The organism is Ottowia sp., assembly GCF_046348305.1.
Taxonomy (GTDB): Bacteria; Pseudomonadota; Gammaproteobacteria; order Burkholderiales; family Burkholderiaceae_C; genus Ottowia.
This window is the reverse complement of sequence record NZ_JAXMEM010000003.1, coordinates 360,810-384,214: the sequence shown is the minus strand read 5'-3', so window position 1 is coordinate 384,214 and position 23,405 is coordinate 360,810. Positions and strand designations below refer to the sequence as shown.

Below are 23,405 nucleotides of genomic sequence, written 5' to 3'. Positions count from 1 at the left end.
CGCCACCCGCCTACACTTGCGCCTTGGATGGAAGCGTGGTTCAACTCTCTGCTGCAGGCGCTGGCGCTGCCCGAATACGGCTTGTCCACCGTGTTCGTGGTGGCCTTCGTCTCGGCCACCCTGCTGCCGCTGGGCTCGGAGCCGGCGGTGTTCGGCCTCATCAAGCTGAGCCCCGCGCTGTTCTGGCCCGCCATCGGCGTGGCCACGCTGGGCAACACCCTGGGCGGGATCGTGACCTGGTGGATGGGTTGGGGGGCGCACCAGATGCTGGACCGCTACCGCCACTCGCCCACCCACCTGCGCGCGCTGGACTGGCTGCGCCGCCTGGGGCCGCGGGCCTGCTTTTTCTCCTTTCTGCCCGTGGTGGGCGACCCCCTGTGCGCCGTCGCCGGCTGGCTGCGCCTGCCGCTGGCCCCCTGCGCCGGCTGGATGCTGGCCGGGAAATTCGCGCGCTACCTGGTCATGACGGCCGGCCTGCTGTACCTGTGGCCCCAACCCGTAAGCCTGGCGCCACCGTGACGGCCCGACCCGCCTGCCGCGACCGCCCATGCCCGACACGACCGATCTGTTTGCCGACCAGGCGCCGCTGGCCGGCACGCGCACGGCGCTGGGGCCTCAGGCCGTGGTGCTGCGCGGCTGGGCGCTGGCGCAGGCGCAGGCGCTGTGGGACACGCTGCAAGCCGTCGTGGCGCAGGCGCCGTTTCGCCACATGCTCACGCCGGGCGGCCAGAGCATGTCGGTGCCGCTGACCAACTGCGGGCCCTTGGGCTGGACCAGCAGCCGCGCCGGCTACCGCTATCGCCCGGACGACCCGGACAGCGGACAGGCCTGGCCGGCCATGCCACCCGCGTTCGGCCGGTTGGCACATGACGCCGCCCAGTCCGCCGGATTCGACGGCTTCACGCCCGACGCCTGTTTGCTCAACTGCTACACGCCGGGCACGCGGCTGTCGCTGCACCAGGATCGAAACGAGCGCGACTTCGGCTGGCCCATCGTCTCGGTATCGCTGGGTTTGCCCGCCACCTTCCTGTGGGGCGGCGCGCGCCGCGCGGACCCCTGCCTGCGCGTGCCGCTGTTTCATGGCGATGTCGCCGTCTGGGGCGGGCGCGACCGCCTGCGTTTTCACGGCGTGGCCCCCATCGGCGCAGGGCAGCACCCCCTCACCGGGGCGCAGCGCATCAACCTGACGTTCCGACGGGCGGGTTAGGGCGCATTTGGGCCGCTGCAACACCATTCGGCCGCTTTCTTGCGTCGTTGGGGCCGATTTTGTTGACTGCGACACACAATGCGGGCATTCAATCGTTTACAGATACTCACGTATGGGCGATGATCGTTAAGATTTCCGTTGTCTGAGCGTTTTCAATGGCCGTTTCCGAATCGTCCCTCCGAGAACCCCTGTCCGCCGCCCTGCCGGGTGTCGGCCGGGCCTTGGTCATGGCCGGCAAGATCAGCCAAAAAGCCGCCGAGGAGGTGCACCGCAAGGCCCTGACATCCGGCGAGGCCTTTATCCCCGAGCTGATCCAGTCGGGCGCGATTTCGGCGTCCGACCTGGCCCACACGCTGGCGCAGGCCTTCTCGGCACCGCTGATCGATGTGGATGCGCTCGATCCGGTGCGCCTGCCCAAGGACTTGCTGGACGTCAAGCTGACCCTGAAATACCGGCTGCTGGCGCTCAGCAAGCGCGGCGGGCGCCTGGTGGTCGTGACGGCCGATCCCTCGGATCACGAGGCCGCCGAAAAGATCAAGTTCGTCACCCAGATGGGCGTTGAGTGGGTGATCGGCGAGTTCGACAAGATCGCCCGTCTGGTCGAAAAGCACGGCAAGTCCGTCGCCGACTCGATGGACAGCATCATCGGCACCGGCTTCGACTTTGACGAGGCCGCCCTGAGCTCGGACGCGCCGCCCGACACCACCGAAGACGCCCCCTCGGACGTCGAAGACGCCCCGGTGGTCAAGTTTTTGCACAAGGTGCTGCTCGACGCCATCGGCCTGGGCGCGTCGGACCTGCATTTCGAGCCCTACGAGCACCAGTACCGCGTGCGCTTTCGCATCGACGGCGAGTTGCAGGAGATCATCTCCCCGCCCGTGGCCATCAAGGAAAAGCTGGCCTCGCGCATCAAGGTGATCTCGCGCCTGGACATTGCCGAAAAGCGCATCCCGCAAGACGGTCGCATGAAGCTCAAGGTGGGCCCTGACCGCGTGATCGACTTTCGCGTCAGCACCCTGCCCACGCTGTTCGGCGAAAAGATCGTCATCCGCATTCTGGACCCCAGCAGCGCCCGCATGGGCATCGAGGCGCTGGGCTACGAGCCCGAGGAAAAGACGCGCCTGCTGACCGCCATCGAGCGCCCGTACGGCATGATCCTGGTCACCGGCCCCACGGGCTCGGGCAAGACGGTGTCGCTCTATACCTGCCTGAACCTGCTGAACAAGCCCGGCGTCAACATCTCGACGGCCGAAGACCCGTCCGAAATCAACCTGCCGGGCGTCAACCAGGTCAACGTCAACGAAAAGGCCGGCCTGACCTTTGCCGTGGCCCTGCGCGCCTTCCTGCGCCAGGATCCGGACGTCATCATGGTCGGCGAAATCCGCGACCTGGAAACCGCCGACATCGCCATCAAGGCCGCGCAAACCGGCCACCTGGTGCTGTCCACGCTGCACACCAACGATGCGCCCACCACGCTCACGCGCATGCGCAACATGGGCATCGCGCCCTTCAACATCGCCTCCAGCGTGATCCTGATCACCGCGCAGCGCCTGGCGCGGCGCCTGTGCGCCAAGTGCAAGCAGCCGGCCGACATCCCGCACGAGAACCTGCTCGATGCCGGCTTTCCCGAAAGCGAGATCGACGGCAGCTGGACGCCCTATCGGCCGGTGGGCTGCGATGCCTGCAACAACGGCTACAAGGGGCGCGTGGGCATCTACGAGGTGATGCCGATCAGCGAGGAGCTGCAACGCATCATCCTGGCCGACGGCAGTGCCCTTGAAATCGCCGAGCAGGCCCGCGCCGAGGGCGTGCGCTCGCTGCGTCAATCCGGTCTGCACAAGGTGCGGCTGGGCGTCACCTCGCTCGAAGAAGTTCTGGCCTGCACCAATCAATAAGCCGATCCAACCGAAATCCACGTCATGGCAACCCAAACCGCAACCCGATCGACGCCGCGCCGCGGCGTCAAGGAATCCGTCTACGAGTGGGAAGGCAAGGACCGCAACGGCAAGGTGGTGCGCGGCGAGACACGCGCCGGCGGTGAAAACCAGGTCCACGCCACGCTGCGCCGCCAGGGCATCATCGTCACCAAGCTGAAAAAGCGCCGCATGCGCTCGGGCAAGAAGATCAAGCCCAGGGACATCGCCATCTTCACGCGCCAGCTGGCCACCATGATGAAAGCCGGCGTGCCGCTCTTGCAGGCCTTCGACATCGTCGGGCGCGGCAACCCCAACCCCAGCGTGACCAAACTGCTCAACGACATCCGCACCGACGTCGAGACCGGCACCTCGCTGTCGGCGGCGTTTCGCAAGTACCCGATCTACTTCAACAGCCTGTACTGCAACCTGGTCGAGGCTGGCGAGGCCGCCGGTATCCTGGACAGCCTGCTCGACCGCCTGGCCACCTACATGGAAAAGACCGAGGCGATCAAGTCCAAGATCAAGTCGGCCCTGATGTACCCGGTGGCGGTGCTGGTGGTGGCCTTCGTGGTGGTTTCGGTCATCATGATCTTCGTGATCCCGGCCTTCAAGGAAGTGTTCACGTCCTTCGGCGCCGACCTGCCCGCGCCCACGCTGCTGGTGATCGCCATCAGCGAATTCTTCGTGCAGTGGTGGTGGCTGATCTTCGGCGGCATCGGCTTCGGGTTCTACTTTTTCATGCAGGCCTGGAAGCGCAACGAGAAGATGCAGATGTTCATGGACCGGCTGCTGCTCAAGCTGCCGATCTTCGGCGAGCTGATCGAGAAATCCGTCATCGCGCGCTGGACGCGCACGCTGTCCACCATGTTCGCCGCCGGCGTGCCCCTGGTCGAGGCGCTCGACTCGGTGGGCGGCGCCTCGGGCAACTCGGTCTACAAGCTGGCCACCGACAAGATCCAGCAGGAGGTGTCCACCGGCACCAGCCTGACCACCGCCATGACCAACGTCCACATCTTCCCCAGCATGGTGCTGCAGATGAGCGCCATCGGCGAGGAATCCGGCTCGCTCGACCACATGCTGGGCAAGGCCGCCGACTTCTACGAGGCCGAGGTCGATGAAATGGTGGCCGGCTTGTCCAGCCTGATGGAGCCCATCATCATCGTGGTGCTGGGCACCATCATCGGCGGCATCGTGGTGTCGATGTACCTGCCCATCTTCAAGCTGGGCCAGGTCGTCTGATGCTCGAACCTCTGTGGTTGCAGGCCGCCGCCGGCGGCGTGCTGGGCTTGCTGATCGGCAGTTTTCTCAACGTCGTCATCCACCGGCTGCCCAAGATGATGGAGCGCCAGTGGGTCGAGCAATGCGCCGACCTGAACGGCCAGGCCGCGCCCGAGCAAGCGCCCTTCAACCTGCTCACGCCGCGCTCGCGCTGCCCACACTGCGGCCACGGCATCCGCTGGTTCGAAAACGTCCCCATGGTCAGCTGGTTGCTGCTGCGCGGGCGCTGCTCCCAATGCCACGCCCGCATCAGCGCGCGCTATCCGCTGGTCGAGATGGCCACGGGCCTGCTCTTTGCGTGGTGCGCCTGGCGCTGGGGCTGGACCCCGGCAGCGGCCGCGTGGTGCGGGTTCTCCGCCCTGCTGGTGGCGCTGACCCTGATCGACTGGGACACCACGCTGCTGCCCGACGATTTGACCCTGCCCCTGCTGTGGGCCGGGCTGATCGCCGCCGCACTGGGCTGGACCGGCGTGCCGCTGGCGCAGGCCGTCTGGGGCGCGGTGGCGGGCTACCTGTCGCTGTGGGCGGTGTACTGGGCCTTCAAGCTCGTCACCGGCAAGGAAGGCATGGGCTACGGCGACTTCAAGCTGTTTGGCGCCCTGGGCGCCTGGTTCGGCTGGCCGGCGCTGGCGCCCATCATCCTGATGGCGTCGGTGATCGGCGCAGTGATCGGCATCGGCATGAAGCTCTCGCACGCGCTGCGCGAGGGCGGCGTGATGCCCTTTGGCCCCTTCCTGGCCCTGGCCGGCCTCACGGCCATGGTGTTTGGCCCGGCGGCCATCCTGCGCGTCATCGGCTTGTAGGCCATGGCCGGCCGCGCCCCGCCCCTGCACCTGGGCCTGACCGGCGGCATCGGCAGCGGCAAGAGCACGGTGGCCGCCCTGCTGGCCACGCATGGCGCCGCCATCATCGACGCCGACGCCATCTCGCGCGCCACCACGGCCGCCGGTGGCACTGCACTGCCGGCCATCGCCGCCGCCTTCGGCCCGCAGTCGATCGGCGCCGACGGTGCACTGGACCGCGCCACCATGCGCGCGCAGGTGTACGGCAACCCCGGCGCGCGCCAACGGCTGGAGGCCATCATCCATCCGCTGGTCAGCCAGGAGATCGAGCGCCAGACCCGCGCGGCGCACCAGGCGGGCCATGCCTGGCTGGTGTTCGACATCCCCCTGCTGGTGGAAGGCGGCGCGCGCTGGCGCGCGCGGCTCGATCGTGTGCTGGTGCTCGACTGCCCGCCCGAGGTGCAGGTGGCGCGCGTGATCACCCGCAGCGGCCTGGCGCGCGGCGAGATCGAGTCCATCCTGGCCGCGCAGGCCTCGCGCGCCCAGCGGCTGGCGGCCGCCGACTGGGTGCTGTTCAACGGTGAAGATGTGTCGGTGCGTGAACTGGGTGTCCAGATCGACATCCTCGCGCGGCGCTTGGGGCTATGATGCGCCCCAGCCTGGAAGCCCGCGCGTGATTCTGTACGAGTACCCATTCAACGAACGCATTCGCACTTATCTTCGGCTCGAGCACCTGTTCGGCCGCCTGGGCCAGTTGTTGCCGCGCGAGGCGGCGCTGGACCACCACTTTGCGCTGGTCACCCTGTTCGAGATCATGGACGTGACGAGCCGCGCCGACCTGAAGTCGGACGTGCTCAAGGACCTGGAAAAGCAAAAGTCGCAGATGGCCGCGTACCGCGGCAACCCCGCCATCTCGGAGGTTTCGCTGAACGTCGTCCTGGCCCGCCTGGACGACGCCTTCAGCCAACTCAACCAGCAGCTGGGCAAGCCCGGCCACGAGCTGACCGACAACGACTGGCTGATGGGCATCCGCAGCCGCGCCGCCATCCCGGGCGGCACCTGCGGCTTTGATCTGCCAGCCTATCACGCCTGGCAACACGGCCAGGCGGCCAGCCGACGCGCCGATTTGCAGCGCTGGGTGGCCTCGCTGGGGCCCATGGCGCAAGCCATCACGCTGCTGCTGCAAATCCTGCGCGACACCGGCAAGCCGCGCATGCTGACCGCCACGGCCGGTCAATACCAGATGGGCCTGCCGCAGGGCCGCAGCGTTCAGCTGCTGCGCCTGCGGCTGGACGAGTCGCTGGGCCTGGTGCCCGAAATCAGCGGCAACCGGCTGGCGGTGTCCGTGCGTCTGATGCGCCTGCAGCCCGACGGCAAGTTGCAGGCCGAGCGCGTCGACGCCCCCTTCGAGCTGGCGCTGTGCGCATGAGCGCGCCGGGCCGCTCCCAAGCGCGAATCCCGCAGCGCGCAGCGCGCAGGGTTGGTGCAATCTGCGCGCCGGGCCGCTCCCAAGCGCGAATCCCGCAGCGCGCAGCGCGCAGGGTTGGTGCAATCTGCGCGCCGGGCCGCTCCCAAGCGCGAATCCCGCAGCGCGCAGCGCGCAGGGTGGCCCAGTGAACAGCCACACGCCCGCCCCGGCGCGCACCGTGCGCTGCCCCGCGTGCGGCGGCCCCAGCCGCTATGCGCCGGACAACCCCTGGCGGCCGTTTTGCAGCCAGCGCTGCAAGCTGCACGATTTGGGCGACTGGGCCAACGAGCGCTTTCGCGTCGAGGCGCAGGACGAGCCGGATGAGCCGCCCGCGCAGCCGCCGCATTGACCCGGGCACCCACGCCGGATCAGGCTGGTCCACCCACGCCGGGCGGGCTCGTCACGCCGGACGAAGGCGCTCGTCACCCACCTCCTCGCGCAACCATTGCAGCACGGGCAGCGTGCCCGCCAGCACCGGCTGCACGCCCACCGGCAGGCGCTCCCACGCGGCTTGCTGGCCCTCGCGCATTTGCAGCGCGCCACGCCACGCCGTGACGCGACAAAAATGCAGCCGAACCAGGGCGTGCGGATAGTCCACCAGCTGCTCGCGCCAGCGGGTGACGGCGGCAGGATCGATTGCCACGCCCAGCTCTTCGTGCAGCTCGCGCGCCAGCGCCTGCTCCACGCTCTCGCCAGGCTCCAGCTTGCCGCCCGGAAACTCCCAATAGCCCGCATAGACCTTGCCCGGCGGGCGCGAAGTCAGCAGGAAGCGGCCATCGGGCTGAGTCAGGATGCCGACGGCCACCTCGGTCACCGGGCGTTGCCCGCCCTCGGCACCGTCCTGGCGCGGCAGGTGCGCGTCGGCGCGAATCGGCGCGCCGGTCACGCCGCGGCACCGCGGCCCATGAAGTCGCGCGCGAACTGCCAGGCCACGCGGCCCGAGCGCGAGCCGCGCTCGAGCGCCCACACCAGGGCCTCGGGCCGCGCGGCCTCGATCTGCGCGGGGCTGGCGCCCAGGGCGCTGAGCCACTGGGCCGCAATGGCCAGATACTCGGCCTGCGTGAAGGGATAAAAGCTGACCCACAGGCCAAAGCGCTCGGACAGTGAAATCTTTTCCTCGACCACTTCGCCGGGGTGCACCTCGCCATCCTCGGTATGGGTGTAGCTGAGGTTTTCCTTCATGTACTCGGGCAGCAGGTGGCGGCGGTTGCTGGTGGCGTACACCAGCACGTTGGGGGTGCTGGCGGCCACACTGCCGTCCAGAATGCTTTTCAGCGCCTTGTAGCCGGGCTCGCCTTCGTCAAAGCTCAAATCGTCGCAATAGACGATGAACTTCTCGGGTCGCTCGCTCACCACCTCGACGATGTCGGGCAGGTCCACCAGGTCGGCCTTGTCCACCTCGATCAGGCGCAGGCCCTGCGGTGCAAAGGCGTTCAGGCAGGCCTTGATGAGCGAGGACTTGCCGGTGCCGCGCGCGCCGGTCAGCAGCACGTTGTTGGCCGGCCGGCCTTCGACGAACTGGCGCGTGTTGCGCTCGATCTTGTCCTTCTGCGCGTCGATTTCCTTCAGGTCGGACAAGGCCATCGCGGCCAGATGCCGCACCGGCTCCAGCGCGCCCATGCCCGAGGCCCGCTTGCGGTAGCGCCAGGCCACGGCCTGGCTCCAGTCGGGAGCGCCCAGGGGCTGAGGCAAGACGGCCTCGATGCGGGTGATGAGTTGCTCGGCCCGTTCGACCAGGCGTGCCAGGGATTCAGTCATAAGGGCCTCCAGCGCCCATGCAACAAGCGCCGACAGCTATCAAATCAATAGTTCTCCATCAAGACCGGTAGTCGGCGTTGATGCTCACGTAGTCGTGGCTCAGGTCGCAGGTCCAGACCGTGTCGTGCGCCGTGCCACGGCCCAGGCCCACGCGCACGGTGATCTCGGCCTGCTTCATCACGCGCTGGCCGTCCTCCTCGCGGTACTGCGGGTGGCGCCCGCCGCCAGTGGCCACGTGCACGTCGTCCAGGTGCAGGTCGATGCGAGTCTGGTCGAGGTCGGCGATGCCGGCATAGCCCACGGCGGCCAGGATGCGCCCCAGGTTGGGGTCGCTGGCGAAGAACGCGGTCTTGACCAGGGGCGAATGCGCGATGGCGTAGGCCACCTGGCGGCATTCGGCGGCGTCGCGCCCGCCTTCAACGCGCACGGTGATGAACTTGGTGGCGCCTTCGCCGTCACGCACGATGGCCTGGGCCAGCTGGCGCGCCACCTGGAGCAGCGCGGCCTTGAGCGCCTGCGCGTCGGCCGAATCGAACGTGGTGATGGGCGCGTTTCCGGCCCGCTGGGTGGCGATGAGCAGGAAGCTGTCGTTGGTGGACGTGTCGCCATCGACCGTGACGCGGTTGAACGAGCCCTCGGCCAGCTCGCGCGCCAGCGGGGTGAGCAGCGCCGCATCGATGCAGGCGTCGGTGGCGACAAAGCCCAGCATGGTGGCCATGTTGGGACGGATCATGCCGGCGCCCTTGCTGATGCCGGTGACGGTGACCTCGGCGCCGCCCACGCGCGCCGTGGCGCTGAAGGCCTTGGGCACGGTGTCGGTGGTCATGATGGCGCTGGCCGCGCGGCCCCATTGATCGGCGCCGGCCGCGGCGATGGCCGCCGGCAGGCCGGCGGTGATGCGATCGACCGGCAGCGGCTCCATGATGACGCCGGTGGACAGCGGCAGCACCTGGTACGCGTCGATGCGCAGGAGGCCGGCCGCCGCGGCGCAGGTCTGGCGTGCACGCTGCAGTCCGTTCGCGCCGGTGCCAGCGTTGGCATTGCCGGTGTTGATGACGATGGCGCGAATCGGCGCGCCGCCGGCCAGATGCTCGCGGCAGACCTGCACCGGCGCGGCGCAAAAGCGGTTTTGCGTGAACACGCCGCCCACGCTGGCGCCCGCGTCCAGCAGCAGCACCGTCAGATCATCGCGCCCCGCCTTGCGCACGCCGGCTTGGGTGACGCCCAGACGTACGCCGGCCACTGGAAGGAGTTGCGTCGGATCGGTGGCGGTCAGGTTGACTGGCATGGCGTTTCAAGACCTTTGAAAAGAACAGGGACACCACGTCACGTCAACGCGCCGTGGCAGTTCTTGTATTTCTTGCCGCTGCCGCAAGGGCAGGGATCGTTGCGGCCCACGCGCGGCACGGTCAGCGCAGCGCTGGCGGCGGCCGCGGCCATGCCGCGTGCAGCGGCCTCCGGCACGCTCTCGGCTTCACCCGTTTCGGTCGGGGCCGTGTAGGTGACGTTGCTGACGCGCTCGCCGCGCGCCTCGAAGTCCTGCGCGGCCTGCTCGATCTGCTCGCTGGACTGGATGCGCACGGTCATCAGCGTGCGCGTGACGTCGTTCTTGACCACGTCGAGCAGCTGGCCGAACAGCTCGAAGGCCTCGCGCTTGTATTCCTGCTTGGGCTGCTTCTGGCCGTAGCTGCGCAGGTGAATGCCCTGGCGCAGGTAGTCGAGCGCGGCCAGGTGCTCGCGCCAGTGCATGTCGATGCTTTGCAGCAGCACGGCGCGCTCGAAGGGGTGAAAGTTTTCACCGCCGACCTGCTCCAGGCGCCGGGCGTAGCTCTGGTTGGCCGCGTCCACGACCTTCTCGGCAATGTCCTCGTCGGTGATGGCGCTGGAGGACTCGACCTCCTTGGCCAGCGGCAAATCGAGCTGCCACTGCTCGGCCAGCACTTTTTCGAGGCCGGGGATGTCCCACTGCTCCTCGACCGACTGGGCCGGCACGTACTGGCGCGCCAAATCGGTCATGCTGCCCTCGCGGAAGGCGGCGATCTGCTCGCTCAGGTCGGTGGCGTCCAGGATTTCGTTGCGCTCCTGGTAGATCACCTTGCGCTGGTCGTTGGCCACGTCGTCGTACTCGAGCAGCTGCTTGCGGATGTCGAAGTTGCGTGCCTCGACCTTGCGTTGCGCGCTCTCGATGCTGCGCGTGACGATGCCCGCTTCGATCGCCTCGCCCTCGGGCATCTTCAGGCGGTCCATGATGGCGCGCACGCGGTCGCCCGCGAAGATGCGCATCAGCGGATCGTCCAGGCTGAGGTAAAAGCGCGAGGAGCCCGGGTCACCCTGGCGGCCCGAGCGCCCGCGCAGCTGGTTGTCGATGCGCCGGCTCTCGTGGCGCTCGGTGGCGATGATGCGCAGGCCGCCCAGGGCAACCACCTGGGCGTGATCCTTTTCCCATTGGGCGCGCAGCTCGGCGGCGCGCGCGCTGCGGGCGGTCTCGTCCAGCGCCGGGTCTTGCGCCAGCGCCTCGATGGCCTTGTCCACGTTGCCGCCCAGCACGATGTCGGTGCCGCGCCCGGCCATGTTGGTGGCGATGGTGATCATCTTGGGCCGGCCGGCCTGCGCCACGATGTCGGCCTCGCGCGCGTGCTGCTTGGCGTTGAGCACCTGGTGCGGCAGCTTGGCCTTTTGCAGCAGCTCGGAGATGATTTCGGAGTTCTCGATCGACGATGTGCCCACCAGCACCGGCTGGCCCTTGTCGTAGCAGGCGCGGATGTCGGCGATGGCGGCGGTGTATTTCTCGGGCGTGGTCTTGTAGACGCGGTCGAGTTGGTCGTCGCGCTTGCTGGGCCGGTTGGGCGGGATCACCACGGTCTCCAGGCCGTAGATTTCCTGGAACTCGTAGGCCTCGGTGTCGGCCGTGCCGGTCATGCCCGCCAGCTTGCCGTAGAGGCGAAAGTAGTTTTGGAAGGTGATCGAGGCCAGAGTCTGGTTCTCGGCCTGGATGGGCACGCCCTCCTTGGCCTCCACCGCCTGGTGCAGGCCGTCGCTCCAGCGCCGCCCGCTCATCAGGCGGCCGGTGAACTCGTCGACGATGACAATCTCGGGGCCCTGCTCGCCCTGCTGCACCACGTAGTGCTGGTCGCGGTGAAACAGGTAATGCGCGCGCAAGGCCGCGTACAGGTGGTGCATCAGCGCGATGTTGGCCGCGTCGTACAGGCTGGCGCCGGGGGCGATCAGGCCCCGCTCGACCAGCACGCGCTCGGCCGTCTCGTGGCCCTGCTCGGTCAGGTAGATCTGGTGCGCCTTCTCGTCCACGGTGAAGTCGCCCGGCTTGGTCACGCCCTCGCCGGTGCGCGGGTCGGCCTCGCCCTCCTGCCGCACCAGCAGCGGCGCGACCTGGTTCATGGCCTGGTACATGGCGGTGTGGTCCTCAGCCTGGCCGCTGATGATCAGCGGCGTGCGTGCCTCGTCGATCAGGATCGAATCCACTTCGTCGACGATGGCGTAGTTCAGCTTGCGCTGCACGCGATCGGCCACCTCGTAGACCATGTTGTCACGCAGGTAGTCGAAGCCATACTCGTTGTTGGTGCCGTAGGTGATGTCGGCGTTGTAGGCGGCCTGCTTTTGCTCGCGCGGCATCTGCGGCAGGTTCACGCCCACCGTCAGGCCCAGAAAGCCATACAGGCGCCCCATCCACTGCGCGTCGCGATTGGCCAGGTAGTCGTTGACGGTGACCACGTGCACGCCCTTGCCCTCAAGTGCGTTCAGGTACACCGGCAGCGTGGCCGTGAGCGTCTTGCCCTCGCCGGTGCGCATCTCGGCGATCTTGCCCTCGTGCAGCGCCATGCCGCCCACCAGCTGCACGTCGAAGTGACGCATCTTCATGACGCGCTTGGAGGCTTCGCGCACCACGGCAAACGCCTCGGGCAACAGCTGGTCCAGCGTCTCGCCGGCAGCCAGGCGGTCACGAAATTGCTGGGTCTTGCCACGCAATTCGTCGTCGCCGAGCTTTTCGAATTCGGGTTCGAGCGCGTTGACGCGGGCCGCGACTTTGCGGTATTGCTTGAGCAGGCGGTCGTTGCGACTGCCGAAAATCTTGGTGAGGAAGGTCGTGGCCATGCGTGAGCGGTCGCCGCTGCGCAAACGTCGCGCCACAGGGTGCAACCAGCGGTGTAGGTGGGTTCCAGATGATGCGAAGATAGGGGCTGCGCCGCCCTGTTCAACACGGGGTGGCGCCGTCCAGCCGTCAGCGCGACAAACTCCCGATTTTACCCACGCCGAACCCCGCGTCCCGGCCCTGCCCGCTATGCCAGCTTTCCCGAAGTCTCGCCAAGCCATCCCGGTGGGCACCGCTCTGGATGGCGCCGCCGCGCTGGCGCCGCTGCGCGCGCGCCTGGCCGAATCCTCGGCGCGGCTGGAGATCATTCGGCCCCTGCTGCCGCCCGCGCTGCGCGCCAGCGTTGTGGCCGGGCCGATCGACGCATCGCAATGGTGTCTGCTGGTGCCCAATTCGGCCGCGGCGGCCAAGCTGCGGCAGTTGCTGCCGGCCTTTCGCCTGGCGCTGGAGGCCCATGGTCGGCCGGTGGCCGGCATCCGGATCCGGGTGCACCAAGACCCGGCGCGCTGATGCGCCGGTGAGGATGCAGTGGTGCCGCCTGTCGGATTCGAACTGACGACCTACCGCTTACAAGGCGGGTGCTCTACCAACTGAGCTAAGGCGGCAAACCGGCGCCGATTCTAACCAAGGGGCCAGCGGCCGAACGAATGCCGCAAACGCCTATTTGATGCGCTTGAGTGCGGGGCGCTTGCGGCCGTTCGCGGGCGTGGAGTCGGGCCCGGGGGGATCGCCCGCCTCGGTCGATTCAACCAGACTGGGCGCACCGGGCGCATCCGCAGGCGCCTCGTCGGCGCCGGACGCACGCACCTGCAAGGGAAAGGCCATGCCCTGGCCGTTCTCGCGTGCGTAGATGGCGATCACGCGGTCGATGGGCACGATGATCTCGCGCGGCACGCCGCCAAAGCGCGCCTTGAACTCGATGAATTCGTTGCCGATCGTCAGGCCGCTGGTGGCCTCGGTGCTGACGTTGAGCACGATTTCGCCGTTTTGCACGTATTCGCGCGGCACCTGCACGCTGTCGTCGGCATGCACGGCCACGTAAGGGGTGAGCGCATTGTCCGCGCACCACTCGTAGAGGGCGCGGATCAGGTACGGACGGGTGGAGGCGGATTCCAGCGCGTTCATGGCGAATCAGTCGTGAGCAGGCTTATTTGCGCATCACTTTTTCGGAGGGCGTCAGCGCCTCGATGTAGGCCGGGCGCGAAAAGATGCGCTCGGCGTACTTGAGCAGGGGCGCGGCGTTCTTGGACAGGTCGATGCCGTAATAGTCCAGGCGCCACAGCAGCGGCGCCAGCGCCACGTCGAGCATGGAGAAGTTGTCGCCCAGGATGAACTTGTTCTTCAGGAACACCGGCGCCATCTGCGTCAGGCGGTCGCGGATGTGGCCGCGCGCCTTTTCCAGTGCCTTTTCGTTGCTCTTGGTGGCGCGGTTTTCCAGCACGCTGACGTGGGTGAACAGCTCTTTCTCGAAATTGAGCAGGAACAGGCGCACGCGCGCGCGATCGACCGGATCGCCCGGCATCAGCTGCGGGTGCGGAAAGCGCTCGTCGATGTATTCGTTGATGATGTTGGACTCATACAGGATCAGGTCGCGCTCGACCAGGATCGGCACCTGCCCGTAGGGGTTCATCACGCTGATGTCCTCGGGCTTGTTGTACAGATCCACGTCGCGGATCTCGAAGTCCATGCCTTTTTCGAACAGCACGAAGCGGCAGCGATGCGAAAACGGGCAAGTCGTTCCTGAATACAGCACCATCATGGCGAGTCAACTCCTTAAAACCGAAGGAGTGGAAGCCAGCCCAGACCGGGCCCGCCCCACTCCAGCAAGGCCGGGGCGCGCCAGCGCCCGGCAAACGATGATTGTCAGTGGACGTCTTTCCAGTACGCCGCGTTCAGGCGCCACGCGAAGAGCGTGAACACCAGCAGGAACAGCAGGACCCACACGCCGATGGCCACGCGCTTGCTCTGCGCGGGCTCACCCATCCACTTGAGGTAGTTGACCAGGTCGGCCACCGCCTTGTCGTACTCGAGCGGGGTCATGGTGCCCGGCGTGACCTGCTCCCAGCGGCCGCTGAAGACCTGGGTTTCGTGGCCATGCGATTCAACCGTGCTGTAGATCGGCTTGCGCTCACCCTGCAGCTGCCACAACGGGTGGGGCATGCCGATGTTGGGAAAGGCCAGGTTGTTCCAGCCGGTGGGGGTGGAATCGTCGCGGTAGTAGGAGCGAAACAGCGTGTAGATGTAGTCGGCACCCGTACCGCCGGCGCCCGAGCGCGAGCGGGCGACCAGCGTCAGGTCGGGCGGGTTGGCGCCAAACCAGGCCTTGGCCTGCTTGGGGTCGATGGCCGCCTTCATCATGTCGCCCACCTTGTCGCTGGTGAACAGCAGGTTGTCCTTGATCTGCTCGTCCGTCAGGCCAATGTCCTTCAGGCGGTTGAAGCGCATGTAGGCGGCCGAGTGGCAGTTCAGGCAGTAGTTGACGAAGATCTTGACGCCGTCTTGCAGCGACGCGTTGTCATTGATCTTGCCCGGCGCCTTGTCCCAGGCGATGCCACCGCCGCTCGAGGCCTGGGCCCCGAGGGTGGCGCCCAGTGCAAGGGCCAATCCGAAGACGAATTTTTTCCAGCTAGTCATGGTTGTTGTGCTCCGGGGCGTCTTCAGTGGGGCTTGAAGGTCACGCGATCGGGGACCGGCTTGGGCGTGCCCAGCTGACTCCACCAGGGCATGAGCAGGAAGAAGCCAAAGTAGAACAGCGTGCCCACCAGCGCCACGCGCTCGTTGGTCAGCCACTCGAGCGAACCTTGCGAGAAGATCGGGCCCGGCACCATGATGCCCAGCACCATCAGGATCGCGAACCAGATCAGGAACACGGCATACACCGTCTTGTGCCAGCCCGGGCGGTAGCGGATCGAGCGTGCCGGGCTGCGGTCCAGCCAGGGCAGGAAGAACAGGATGACAACGGCGCCGCCCATCACCACGACGCCCCAGAACTTGGCGTCAAACACGGCCAGCAGGCCGATGGCAATCAGGCCGATCACGGCGATGGCGCCTTTCTTGGCGGTCGAACTGCGCGACTTGATGAAGTTCAGGATCACGGCCAGCACGATGATCACCATCAGCACGTGCACCATAGTGTCGGTGGTGGCGCGCAGCATGGAATAAAAGGGCGTGAAATACCACACCGGCGCGATGTGCGGCGGGGTGACCAGCGGGTCGGCCGGGATGAAGTTGTTGTACTCCAGGAAGTAACCGCCCATCTCCGGCGCGAAGAACAGGATGCCGAAATAGGCCATCAGGAAAACGCTGACGCCCACGATGTCATGCACGCTGTAGTAGGGGTGGAAGGGAATGCCGTCGGCCGGCGCGTCGGGCGACCAGCGATTGCCCTTGGGGCCCTTCTTGATTTCGATGCCGTCGGGGTTGTTGGAGCCCACGTCGTGCAGCGCCAGCAGGTGCGCCACCACCAGGCCCAGCAGCACCAGCGGCACGGCGATCACGTGAAACGCGAAGAAGCGGTTGAGCGTGGCATCGGCCACCACGTAGTCGCCGCGGATCAGCAGCGACAAATCGGGCCCGATGAAGGGAATGGCCGAAAACAGATTGACGATCACCTGCGCGCCCCAGTAGGACATCTGGCCCCAGGGCAGCAGATAGCCCATGAAGGCTTCGGCCATCAGCGCCAGGAAGATGGCGCAGCCGAAAATCCAGACCAGCTCGCGCGGCTTGCGGTAGCTGCCGTAGATCAGGCCGCGGTACATGTGCAGGTACACCACGATGAAAAAGGCCGATGCCCCCGTGGAGTGCATGTAGCGGATGAACCAGCCGCCCGGCACGTCACGCATGATGTACTCGACCGACTCGAAGGCCTTGGCGGCGTCGGGCTTGTAGTTCATCGTCAGGAAGATGCCCGTGACGATCTGGATGACCAGCACCAGGAGCGCCAGCGAGCCGAAGAAGTACCAGAAGTTGAAGTTCTTGGGCGCGAAGTACTCCGACATGTGCTTGCGGTATTCCGCAAACAGGGTCGGAAACCGGTTGTCGAACCAGTTGTTGAGCTTGGCGCCCGCGGACGCGTTGGGGGAGATTTCCTTGAATTCAGCCATGGCGCGCCTCGTTATGCCTTCTTGTATTCGCCGATCAACAGCCGGGTGTCGGACAGGTACGTGTAGGGCGGCACCACCAGGTTGGCGGGCGCCGGCTTGTCCTTGAACACGCGCGCGGAAAAATCAAAGGTCGAACCGTGGCAGGGGCAGAAAAAGCCGCCGACCCAGTTGTCGGGCAGCGAGGGCTGCGGGCCGGCCTTGAACTTCTCGACCGGCGAGCAGCCCAGATGCGTGCAGATGCCGACCACGACCAGGATGTCCTTGTGGGCCTCCTGCGCGCGGTCGATGTTCTGGGCCCACACGGGCGTCGGAAAATCGGTGCGCTTGGACATCGGGTCAGCGACCTCGCTCTCGGTGGTCTTGAGGGTGGCCAGCATCTCGGGCGTGCGCTTGAACACCCACACCGGCTGGCCGCGCCATTCGACAATCATGCGCTCGCCGGCCTTGAGAGCGGAGATGTCCACCTCGACCGCCGCGCCAGCGGCCTTGGCGCGCTCGGACGGGGAAAAGCTTTCGACGAAGGGCGTGGCCAGTGCCACCGTGCCGACCGCACCGGCGGCGCTGGACGCGATCAGCCAAGTCCGTTTGCTGCTGTCCAGGGGCGCGGGGGTGAAATTGCTGGGTGGGGCGTCACTCATGGCATTCCTCGAAATCGGCAGGGGTATTTTTCTACGCGGATCAGCCAAGGATTGTAGCGGAGCAAGTCAAGGCCTCCGCCGCGCCAGGGGCACCGGCGCAGCCCAATCGACCCGCGCGCTGCCGCACAATACAGGCCTCTTGTTCCAAATCAAAGGGGAAGCACACCATGGGCATGATGCAGGAGTTTCGCGAATTTGCGGTCAAGGGCAACGCCATGGACCTGGCGGTCGGCGTGATCATCGGCGGCGCATTCGGCAAGATCGTCGATTCGATCGTGGGCGACCTGGTCATGCCGCTGGTCGGCAAGCTGGTCGGCGGGCTGGATTTTTCCAACTACTACATTCCGCTGGCCGGCCAGGCGACGGGCTTGAGCCTGGACGCGGCCAAGAAGGCCGGCGCCGTGTTCGCCTACGGCAACTTCATCACCATCCTGGTCAACTTCATCCTGCTGGCCTTCATCATCTTCATGATGGTCAAGCAGATCAACCGCCTGAAAAAGGAAGAGCCGGCGCCGGCACCCGCGGCGCCGCCGGAGGACATTCAGCTGCTGCGCGAGATTCGCGACAGCCTGAAGCGCTGAAGCGGCAAGATTCGGTCGCTCTTTTATTGATAGCTGCTGGCGCCCGTCCGCTCTCCGCGACGGGCGTTTTTCATTTTGACAGCTGGCGCGCCATGCGCACCGCCGCCAGCAGACTGCCGGCGTCGGCGCGGCCGGTGCCGGCCAGGTCGAACGCCGTGCCGTGGTCGGGGCTGGTGCGCACCAGCGGCAATCCCAGCGTGACGTTGACGCCGCGCTCCACGCCCAGGTATTTCACCGGGATCAGGCCCTGGTCGTGGTACATGGCCAGCACCACGTCGAACTCGGCTCCGCCACGCGCACGCATGAACACCGTGTCGGGCGCGAACGGGCCCTGAGCGTCGATGCCCTCGGCGCGCGCTCGGGCGATGGCCGGCGCGATGGCCTCGATCTCCTCGCGTCCAAACAGTCCGCCCTCGCCCGCATGCGGATTCAGCCCGGCCACCGCGATGCGTGGCGCCCGCCGTAGCGCGGCGCCAACGGATTGGTGCGAAATTCTCAGGGTTTGCAAGACGTTGCTTTCGGTTACGAGCTCGATCGCCTCGCGCAGCGACACGTGGATGCTGACCAGCACGGTACGCAATTCGTCGTTGGCCAGCATCATGCGCACCGGCATGGCCGATACCGGCACGCCCGCGTGCTCGGCCGCCAGGGCCTGCAGCAATTCGGTGTGGCCGGGGTAGCGCGCGTACGGCTCGCCGGCGGCCGCCAGCGCCTCCTTGTGCAGGGGCGCGGTCACCAGGGCGCCGACCTCGCCACGCAGTGCCGCGCGCGCGGCCCACACCACGCAGTCGCCCGCCATGCGCCCCGCCTGCGCGCTGACCTGGCCGGGTGCAACCAGCGCCGCCTGCGCCACGGCCTGCAGCACGGGGATGCAGCGCGGCGGCACGTGGGCGGCCTCGGCCGGTGCCGCGATCTGCGCCACCGGCACGCTCACGCCTTCGCCCTGCACCCAGGCTGCGGCGCGGCGCAGCGTCGCCACATCGCCCGCCACGAAGCAACCGGCCAGCAAATCTGGCGCAGTCAACCAAGCCTTGACGATGATTTCGGGGCCGATGCCGGCGGCATCGCCCTGGGTGATGGCGATGGGGGTGTTCATGGCGGATGCAGGGGCGTGAATCAGCAAGGCTGCGCGGCGCTCGGGCAAGGCGGCGTCATGCCGGGTTGTCGATGTCAATGAACTGGTGCGCCACGCCAAGCGATGCCGCCACATGCGCGGCCAGCGCCGGCGCGCCGTAGCGCTCGGTGGCGTGGTGGCCGCAGGCGAAGAACAGCACGCCGCACTCGCGCGCCAAGTGCGCTTGCGGTTCGGAAATTTCGCCGGTGATGAAGGCCTGCGCGCCGGCGGCGATGGCCGCCTCGAAGTAGCCTTGCGCGCCACCGCTGCACCATGCTATGTTTTGAATAGCTTCTTGCGCTTGCCCCACCTGCGTTACAGGTCGATTCAATACTTTTTCCAGGCGCAGGGCAAGGGCCGCCGCGTCGGTCAGCGGCACGCCGTCGGCCGGCCGGCCGATGAAGCCCAGCTCCTGCTCGCCAAAGCGCCCGGTCGCCCGCAGGCCCAGGCGCGCGCCCAGCTGGGCGTTGTTGCCCAGCGTGGGGTGCGCGTCCAGCGGCAGGTGATAGGCGAACAGGTTGATGTCATGAGCCAGCAGACGCTGCAGGCGCTGCTTCATCCAGCCCGTCACCGTGCCGTCCTGCCCGCGCCAGAACAGGCCGTGGTGCACGAACAGGGCATCGGCCCCCACCTCGATGGCCGCGTCGATCAGCGCGCGGCTGGCCGTCACGCCGCTGACGATCTTGCCGATGCGCGGCTTGCCTTCCACCTGCAAGCCGTTGGGCCCGTAGTCCTTGAAGCGCTCGGGTTGCAGCTCGGCATTGAAGGCAGCCAGCAACGTGCTGCTGTCGATGGCAGTCGGTGACGAAGACATCGCTTGATTGTCCGCCATCCCCCACCCGTTGATTCAAATCAAACCCACGGCCCTTTGCCCCGGGCCTTTGCCTCGGGTTTACACACGCTTGTCAAAGCGTCGGATTGCATCCTTATGCTCCAGGAAATGCCAAGTCGCAAGGAATCGAGATGAAAAGAATGGTCTGGGTGTTCTGGGGCTTTCTGGCCACCTTGAGCGGCCTGTGGCTGCTGGCCGACACGCTGTGGCCCGCGCAAGCCGGCTACTTCGCGTTTCGCATCGTGTGGGTGCAGTACAGCGGGGTGCTGGTCATGGGCATGATGTCGCTGGCCATGGTGCTGGCGGTGCGGCCGGTGTGGCTGGAGCCGCAGCTGCGCGGGCTGGACAAGATGTACCGCCTGCACAAGTGGCTGGGCGTGGGCGCGCTCGTTGCCGGCACGGTGCACTGGCTGTGGGCCCAGGGCACCAAGTGGGCGGTCGGCTGGGGCTGGCTGACCCGGCCCGCGCGCCGCGGGCAGCCGCCCGAATCCAGCGGCATCGAAGCCGTGCTGCGCGACTGGCGCCACACCGCCGAAGACGTTGGCGAATGGGCCTTCTACGCCGCCGTGGTGCTGATCGCGCTGGCGCTGATCAAGCGCTTTCCCTATCGCCTGTTCGCCAAGACGCACCATCTGCTGGCCGTGGCCTATCTGGTGCTGGTCTTCCACACCGTGGTGCTGCTGCAGTTCGACTACTGGTCGCAGCCCATCGGCTGGGCGATGGCGCTGCTGACGGCCGCCGGCACCGTGTCGGCGCTGCGGGTGCTGCTGGGCCGCGTGGGCGCGGGGCGCACGGTGGGCGGCGCCATCGAGGCACTGCAGCACTATCCGGCGCTGGGCGTGCTGGAGACCACGCTGCGCGTCGATGCCGGCTGGCACGGCCACCGGGCGGGGCAGTTCGCCTTCGTCACCAGCAGCCGCGCCGAGGGCGCGCACCCCTATACCATCGCCTCGGCCTGGCACCCCCAGGACCCGCGCATCACTTTCGTCACCAAGGCGCTGGGCGACCACACGGCCGAGCTGCCGCAAACGCTGCGCGTGGGCCAGCGGGTGACGGTGGAAGGCCCCTACGGGTGCTTTACCTTCGACGGGCCGCAGACGCGCCAGATCTGGATCGGCGCCGGCATCGGCATCACGCCCTTCATCGCCCGCATGAAGCAGCTGGCGCGCGAAGGCGGCGGCCCGCATGACATCGACCTGATCCACACCACCGTGGTGGAAGACGCCGTGGCCCTGGGCAAGATGCGCGCCGACGCCCAGGCGGCCGGCATTCGCCTGCACGTGCTGGTGGACGCGCGCGACGGCTTGCTGTCGGGCGAGCGCCTGCGCCAGATGGTGCCCGGCTGGCGCGACGCCAGCGTGTGGTTCTGCGGCCCGGCCGGCTTCGGCCGCGCGCTGCGCGCCGACCTGCAGGCTCAGGGCTTGCGCGCGAGCGCTTTCCACCAGGAGCTGTTCGAGATGCGCTGACACCGCCATCGATGCCCCGTCCCGCACCCTACAATTTGCGCGCCGATCACCGCAGCCGACACCCACCACCCGCCGTCCATGAAACGCCTCTGGCTCGTCTTCGCCCAAGCCGTCACCGTGCTGCTGGCGGCGTACTTCGTCGTGCTCACGCTCAAGCCGCAGTGGCTGGGGCGCAGCGGGCCACTCGGTGGCAGCACCGGCACCATCTCCATCCTGGAGGCGCCGGCGACACCGGCCGGCGCGCCCGCCCCGCTGGACAGCCTGCGCGCGGCCGTGAAAAAGGCCGCGCCGGCCGTGGTCAGCATCAACACCAGCACCACCACACGCAATCGGCAAAGCGGCGATCCGTGGTTCCGCTTTTTCTTTGGCGACCGCGGCGAGCAGCAGCAAAGCGGCCTGGGCTCGGGCGTGATCATGAGCCCCGAGGGCTACATCCTGACCAACAACCACGTGGTCGAGGGCGCCGACGCCATCGAGGTGGTGCTGCCCGACGCGCGCAGCGCGGTGGCAAAGGTCATCGGCACCGACCCCGAAAGCGATCTGGCCGTGCTCAAGATCAACCTGGACAAGCTGCCCGTGATGGTGCTGGGCAACGCCGACCAGATGCAGGTGGGCGACCGCGTGCTGGCCATCGGCAACCCCTTCGGCGTGGGCCAGACGGTGACCAGCGGCATCGTCAGCGCGCTGGGGCGCAACCAGCTGGGCATCAACACCTTCGAGAACTTCATCCAGACCGACGCCGCCATCAACCCTGGCAACTCGGGCGGCGCGCTGACCGACGTGTACGGCAACCTGATGGGCATCAACACGGCGATCTATTCACGCACCGGCGGCAGCCTGGGCATCGGTTTTGCCATTCCGGTCAGCACGGCCAAGCAGGTGATGGAGAGCATCGTCAAGAACGGCCAGATGGTGCGCGGCTGGATCGGCGTGGAGCCCGGCGAGCTGACGCCGGAGCTGGCGCAGACCTTCGGCGTGCCCGTCGAGCAGGGGGTGATCATCACCGGCGTGCTGGGCGGCGGCCCGGCCGCACAGGCGGGCATCCGCCCGGGCGACGTGATCACCGCCGTGGCCGGCCAGCCGGTGCGCACGGTGTCCGAACTGCTCACGCGCATTTCCGCGCTGCCGCCCGGGCAAGCCGTCGCCTTTGCCGTGCAGCGGCGCAGCGATTCGGTGCAGGTTGACGTCACGCCCGCTCAACGCCCGCGTCCGCAGCGGCTGCCGCAGCGCTGAGGGATGAGCGGCGAGTTCGGCCAGGTCAGCTATCGTTTGAATAGCTGCCTGCGCTGATCCAGAGCCGGTCAGCGGCCAAAATCATTGAAAACAGCGACGTGCGCCGGGCCGAATCAGGGTTTGGCGACTTCGGAGGAGGCCTCGCTGCCCTCGGGGGCCGTGGTGCTCTTGATGAAGGCCCGTGCCGCCCAGATGCCCAGCTCGTAGAGCAGGCACATCGGGATGGCCAGCGCCAGTTGCGACACCACGTCGGGCGGGGTGACCACGGCGGCGACCACGAAGGCCAGCACGATGAAGTAGCCGCGAAAGTGCTTGAGCTGCTCGACGCTGACCACGCCCAGGCGCGCCAGCACCACCACGGCGATGGGCACCTCGAAGGCCATGCCGAAGGCCAGGAACATGGTGAGCACGAAGCTGAGGTAGGCCTCGATGTCTGGCGCGGCCGTGATGCTCTTGGGCGCAAAGCTCTGGATGAAGGCAAACACCCGGCCAAAGACCAGGAAGTAGCAGAACGCCACGCCGGCAAAAAACAGCAGCGTGCTGGAGATGACCAGCGGCAGCACCATGCGCTTTTCGTGTGAATAAAGCCCCGGCGCGACAAAGGCCCAGACCTGGTAGAGCACCACCGGCAGCGCGATCAGGAAGGCCGCCATCAGCAGGATCTTGAGCGGCACCATGAAGGGCGAGATCACCGAGGTGGCGATCAGCGTGGCGCCATGCGGCAGATGCGCCACCAGCGGCTGCGCCAGCAGGTCATACAGGTGGCCGGGGCCGGGGTAGATGGCCAGCACGCCCGCCACCACGCCGACGGCCACGATCGACTTGATCAGCCGGTCGCGCAGCTCCATCAGGTGCGCAACGAAGGGCTGCTCGGTGCCGGCCAGTTCGTCTTCGGGGTCGGGTTTGGGACTACTCATGCAA

Annotated in this window: 24 protein-coding genes and 1 tRNA gene; 12 read left to right on the top strand and 13 right to left on the bottom strand. The window is 67.3% G+C overall.

Annotation, left to right across the window (positions count from 1 at the left end):
- The first annotated feature begins 27 nt into the window (after window positions 1–27).
- From U1F38_RS01925 to U1F38_RS01890, 8 genes are all read left to right on the top strand, one after another.
- Window positions 28–519 (top strand): YqaA family protein, encoded by a 492-nt coding sequence (locus U1F38_RS01925; protein WP_409985366.1) that lies wholly within the window; start codon window positions 28–30, stop codon window positions 517–519.
- 28 nt (window positions 520–547) lie between these two features.
- Window positions 548–1,207, top strand: a complete 660-nt coding sequence (gene alkB, locus U1F38_RS01920) for a DNA oxidative demethylase AlkB (protein WP_409985365.1) — start codon at window positions 548–550, stop codon at window positions 1,205–1,207.
- Window positions 1,208–1,362: 155 nt separating this feature from the next.
- Entirely contained in the window at window positions 1,363–3,102 is a 1,740-nt protein-coding gene (gene pilB, locus U1F38_RS01915; protein WP_409985364.1) for a type IV-A pilus assembly ATPase PilB, read from the top strand.
- Window positions 3,103–3,126: 24 nt separating this feature from the next.
- Window positions 3,127–4,362 carry a type II secretion system F family protein gene (locus U1F38_RS01910; protein ID WP_409985363.1) on the top strand — a complete coding sequence of 412 codons (1,236 nt, stop codon included), beginning with the start codon at window positions 3,127–3,129 and terminating at the stop codon, window positions 4,360–4,362.
- On the top strand, window positions 4,362–5,204 hold the full coding sequence (locus tag U1F38_RS01905; protein ID WP_409985362.1) for a prepilin peptidase: 843 nt from the start codon (window positions 4,362–4,364) through the stop codon (window positions 5,202–5,204). Before U1F38_RS01910 ends, U1F38_RS01905 begins: the two co-directional genes overlap by 1 nt.
- Window positions 5,205–5,207: 3 nt before the next feature.
- Complete coding sequence (gene coaE, locus U1F38_RS01900; protein ID WP_409985361.1) at window positions 5,208–5,831, top strand: dephospho-CoA kinase; 624 nt, start codon at window positions 5,208–5,210, stop codon at window positions 5,829–5,831.
- Window positions 5,832–5,856: 25 nt separating this feature from the next.
- Window positions 5,857–6,612, top strand: coding sequence for a cell division protein ZapD (zapD, locus tag U1F38_RS01895; RefSeq protein ID WP_409985360.1), 756 nt, complete (start codon window positions 5,857–5,859; stop codon window positions 6,610–6,612).
- A gap of 184 nt (window positions 6,613–6,796) precedes the next feature.
- Window positions 6,797–7,000, top strand: a complete 204-nt coding sequence (locus U1F38_RS01890) for a DNA gyrase inhibitor YacG (RefSeq protein WP_409985359.1) — start codon at window positions 6,797–6,799, stop codon at window positions 6,998–7,000.
- Window positions 7,001–7,051: 51 nt separating this feature from the next.
- Here U1F38_RS01890 and U1F38_RS01885 read toward each other — a convergent pair whose 3' ends face one another.
- Genes U1F38_RS01885 through secA form a run of 4 tightly spaced genes read right to left on the bottom strand, consistent with a single transcriptional unit; the run spans window position 7,052 to window position 12,519 of the window.
- Entirely contained in the window at window positions 7,052–7,537 is a 486-nt protein-coding gene (locus tag U1F38_RS01885; protein WP_409985358.1) for an NUDIX domain-containing protein, read from the bottom strand.
- Window positions 7,534–8,409: an ATP-binding protein gene (locus U1F38_RS01880; RefSeq protein WP_409985357.1), complete on the bottom strand. Its 876-nt coding sequence runs from the start codon at window positions 8,407–8,409 to the stop codon at window positions 7,534–7,536. Before U1F38_RS01880 ends, U1F38_RS01885 begins: the two co-directional genes overlap by 4 nt.
- A gap of 58 nt (window positions 8,410–8,467) precedes the next feature.
- Window positions 8,468–9,697, bottom strand: coding sequence for a bifunctional glutamate N-acetyltransferase/amino-acid acetyltransferase ArgJ (argJ, locus tag U1F38_RS01875; protein WP_409985356.1), 1,230 nt, complete (start codon window positions 9,695–9,697; stop codon window positions 8,468–8,470).
- Between the two features lie 38 nt (window positions 9,698–9,735).
- Window positions 9,736–12,519 carry a preprotein translocase subunit SecA gene (gene secA, locus U1F38_RS01870; RefSeq protein WP_409985355.1) on the bottom strand — a complete coding sequence of 928 codons (2,784 nt, stop codon included), beginning with the start codon at window positions 12,517–12,519 and terminating at the stop codon, window positions 9,736–9,738.
- Window positions 12,520–12,742: 223 nt separating this feature from the next.
- On the opposite strand from secA, the gene U1F38_RS01865 reads away from it, so the two are divergent.
- Window positions 12,743–13,027 carry a hypothetical protein gene (locus tag U1F38_RS01865; RefSeq protein ID WP_409985354.1) on the top strand — a complete coding sequence of 95 codons (285 nt, stop codon included), beginning with the start codon at window positions 12,743–12,745 and terminating at the stop codon, window positions 13,025–13,027.
- A 19-nt stretch (window positions 13,028–13,046) separates the two neighbouring features.
- Here the strand turns inward: U1F38_RS01865 and U1F38_RS01860 are convergent.
- The 6 genes from U1F38_RS01860 to petA all read right to left on the bottom strand — a co-directional run bounded on the left by U1F38_RS01860 (window position 13,047) and on the right by petA (window position 17,258).
- A tRNA-Thr gene (locus U1F38_RS01860) sits at window positions 13,047–13,122 on the bottom strand.
- Between the two features lie 55 nt (window positions 13,123–13,177).
- Window positions 13,178–13,642 (bottom strand): ClpXP protease specificity-enhancing factor, encoded by a 465-nt coding sequence (locus tag U1F38_RS01855; RefSeq protein ID WP_409985353.1) that lies wholly within the window; start codon window positions 13,640–13,642, stop codon window positions 13,178–13,180.
- Window positions 13,643–13,664: 22 nt separating this feature from the next.
- On the bottom strand, window positions 13,665–14,276 hold the full coding sequence (locus tag U1F38_RS01850; RefSeq protein WP_409985352.1) for a glutathione S-transferase N-terminal domain-containing protein: 612 nt from the start codon (window positions 14,274–14,276) through the stop codon (window positions 13,665–13,667).
- A 104-nt stretch (window positions 14,277–14,380) separates the two neighbouring features.
- Window positions 14,381–15,151, bottom strand: coding sequence for a cytochrome c1 (locus tag U1F38_RS01845; RefSeq protein ID WP_409985351.1), 771 nt, complete (start codon window positions 15,149–15,151; stop codon window positions 14,381–14,383).
- 23 nt (window positions 15,152–15,174) lie between these two features.
- Window positions 15,175–16,620 carry a cytochrome b gene (locus tag U1F38_RS01840; RefSeq protein ID WP_409985350.1) on the bottom strand — a complete coding sequence of 482 codons (1,446 nt, stop codon included), beginning with the start codon at window positions 16,618–16,620 and terminating at the stop codon, window positions 15,175–15,177.
- 11 nt (window positions 16,621–16,631) lie between these two features.
- Window positions 16,632–17,258: a ubiquinol-cytochrome c reductase iron-sulfur subunit gene (gene petA, locus U1F38_RS01835; RefSeq protein ID WP_409985349.1), complete on the bottom strand. Its 627-nt coding sequence runs from the start codon at window positions 17,256–17,258 to the stop codon at window positions 16,632–16,634.
- Between the two features lie 167 nt (window positions 17,259–17,425).
- Between petA and mscL the strand changes: the two genes are divergently transcribed.
- Window positions 17,426–17,839 carry a large conductance mechanosensitive channel protein MscL gene (mscL, locus tag U1F38_RS01830; RefSeq protein WP_409985348.1) on the top strand — a complete coding sequence of 138 codons (414 nt, stop codon included), beginning with the start codon at window positions 17,426–17,428 and terminating at the stop codon, window positions 17,837–17,839.
- 70 nt (window positions 17,840–17,909) lie between these two features.
- Here mscL and pdxA read toward each other — a convergent pair whose 3' ends face one another.
- Both pdxA and U1F38_RS01820 read right to left on the bottom strand, forming a co-directional pair.
- Window positions 17,910–18,935 carry a 4-hydroxythreonine-4-phosphate dehydrogenase PdxA gene (gene pdxA, locus U1F38_RS01825; protein WP_409985347.1) on the bottom strand — a complete coding sequence of 342 codons (1,026 nt, stop codon included), beginning with the start codon at window positions 18,933–18,935 and terminating at the stop codon, window positions 17,910–17,912.
- 55 nt (window positions 18,936–18,990) lie between these two features.
- Window positions 18,991–19,767, bottom strand: coding sequence for a Nif3-like dinuclear metal center hexameric protein (locus tag U1F38_RS01820; RefSeq protein ID WP_409985346.1), 777 nt, complete (start codon window positions 19,765–19,767; stop codon window positions 18,991–18,993).
- 149 nt (window positions 19,768–19,916) lie between these two features.
- Between U1F38_RS01820 and U1F38_RS01815 the strand changes: the two genes are divergently transcribed.
- Together U1F38_RS01815 and U1F38_RS01810 are read left to right on the top strand one after the other, a co-directional pair.
- Window positions 19,917–21,251 (top strand): ferric reductase-like transmembrane domain-containing protein, encoded by a 1,335-nt coding sequence (locus tag U1F38_RS01815; RefSeq protein ID WP_409985345.1) that lies wholly within the window; start codon window positions 19,917–19,919, stop codon window positions 21,249–21,251.
- A 78-nt stretch (window positions 21,252–21,329) separates the two neighbouring features.
- Window positions 21,330–22,484: a S1C family serine protease gene (locus U1F38_RS01810; protein ID WP_409985344.1), complete on the top strand. Its 1,155-nt coding sequence runs from the start codon at window positions 21,330–21,332 to the stop codon at window positions 22,482–22,484.
- A gap of 113 nt (window positions 22,485–22,597) precedes the next feature.
- Here U1F38_RS01810 and tatC read toward each other — a convergent pair whose 3' ends face one another.
- Entirely contained in the window at window positions 22,598–23,401 is an 804-nt protein-coding gene (gene tatC, locus U1F38_RS01805) for a twin-arginine translocase subunit TatC (protein WP_409985343.1), read from the bottom strand.
- Between the last annotated feature and the right edge of the window lie 4 nt (window positions 23,402–23,405).

Coding starts and splice junctions, on each gene's coding strand:
- U1F38_RS01820 (WP_409985346.1), bottom strand. CDS start 19,767: ATGTCTTCGTCACCGACTGCCATCGACAGCAGCACGTTGCTGGCTGCC.
- argJ (WP_409985356.1), bottom strand. CDS start 9,697: ATGCCAGTCAACCTGACCGCCACCGATCCGACGCAACTCCTTCCAGTG.
- U1F38_RS01880 (WP_409985357.1), bottom strand. CDS start 8,409: ATGACTGAATCCCTGGCACGCCTGGTCGAACGGGCCGAGCAACTCATC.
- U1F38_RS01845 (WP_409985351.1), bottom strand. CDS start 15,151: ATGACTAGCTGGAAAAAATTCGTCTTCGGATTGGCCCTTGCACTGGGC.
- U1F38_RS01905 (WP_409985362.1), top strand. CDS start 4,362: ATGCTCGAACCTCTGTGGTTGCAGGCCGCCGCCGGCGGCGTGCTGGGC.
- U1F38_RS01810 (WP_409985344.1), top strand. CDS start 21,330: ATGAAACGCCTCTGGCTCGTCTTCGCCCAAGCCGTCACCGTGCTGCTG.
- U1F38_RS01850 (WP_409985352.1), bottom strand. CDS start 14,276: ATGATGGTGCTGTATTCAGGAACGACTTGCCCGTTTTCGCATCGCTGC.
- U1F38_RS01910 (WP_409985363.1), top strand. CDS start 3,127: ATGGCAACCCAAACCGCAACCCGATCGACGCCGCGCCGCGGCGTCAAG.
- mscL (WP_409985348.1), top strand. CDS start 17,426: ATGGGCATGATGCAGGAGTTTCGCGAATTTGCGGTCAAGGGCAACGCC.
- coaE (WP_409985361.1), top strand. CDS start 5,208: ATGGCCGGCCGCGCCCCGCCCCTGCACCTGGGCCTGACCGGCGGCATC.
- alkB (WP_409985365.1), top strand. CDS start 548: ATGCCCGACACGACCGATCTGTTTGCCGACCAGGCGCCGCTGGCCGGC.
- pilB (WP_409985364.1), top strand. CDS start 1,363: ATGGCCGTTTCCGAATCGTCCCTCCGAGAACCCCTGTCCGCCGCCCTG.
- pdxA (WP_409985347.1), bottom strand. CDS start 18,935: ATGAACACCCCCATCGCCATCACCCAGGGCGATGCCGCCGGCATCGGC.
- tatC (WP_409985343.1), bottom strand. CDS start 23,401: ATGAGTAGTCCCAAACCCGACCCCGAAGACGAACTGGCCGGCACCGAG.
- U1F38_RS01855 (WP_409985353.1), bottom strand. CDS start 13,642: ATGAACGCGCTGGAATCCGCCTCCACCCGTCCGTACCTGATCCGCGCC.
- petA (WP_409985349.1), bottom strand. CDS start 17,258: ATGAGTGACGCCCCACCCAGCAATTTCACCCCCGCGCCCCTGGACAGC.
- U1F38_RS01925 (WP_409985366.1), top strand. CDS start 28: ATGGAAGCGTGGTTCAACTCTCTGCTGCAGGCGCTGGCGCTGCCCGAA.
- U1F38_RS01840 (WP_409985350.1), bottom strand. CDS start 16,620: ATGGCTGAATTCAAGGAAATCTCCCCCAACGCGTCCGCGGGCGCCAAG.
- secA (WP_409985355.1), bottom strand. CDS start 12,519: ATGGCCACGACCTTCCTCACCAAGATTTTCGGCAGTCGCAACGACCGC.
- U1F38_RS01815 (WP_409985345.1), top strand. CDS start 19,917: ATGAAAAGAATGGTCTGGGTGTTCTGGGGCTTTCTGGCCACCTTGAGC.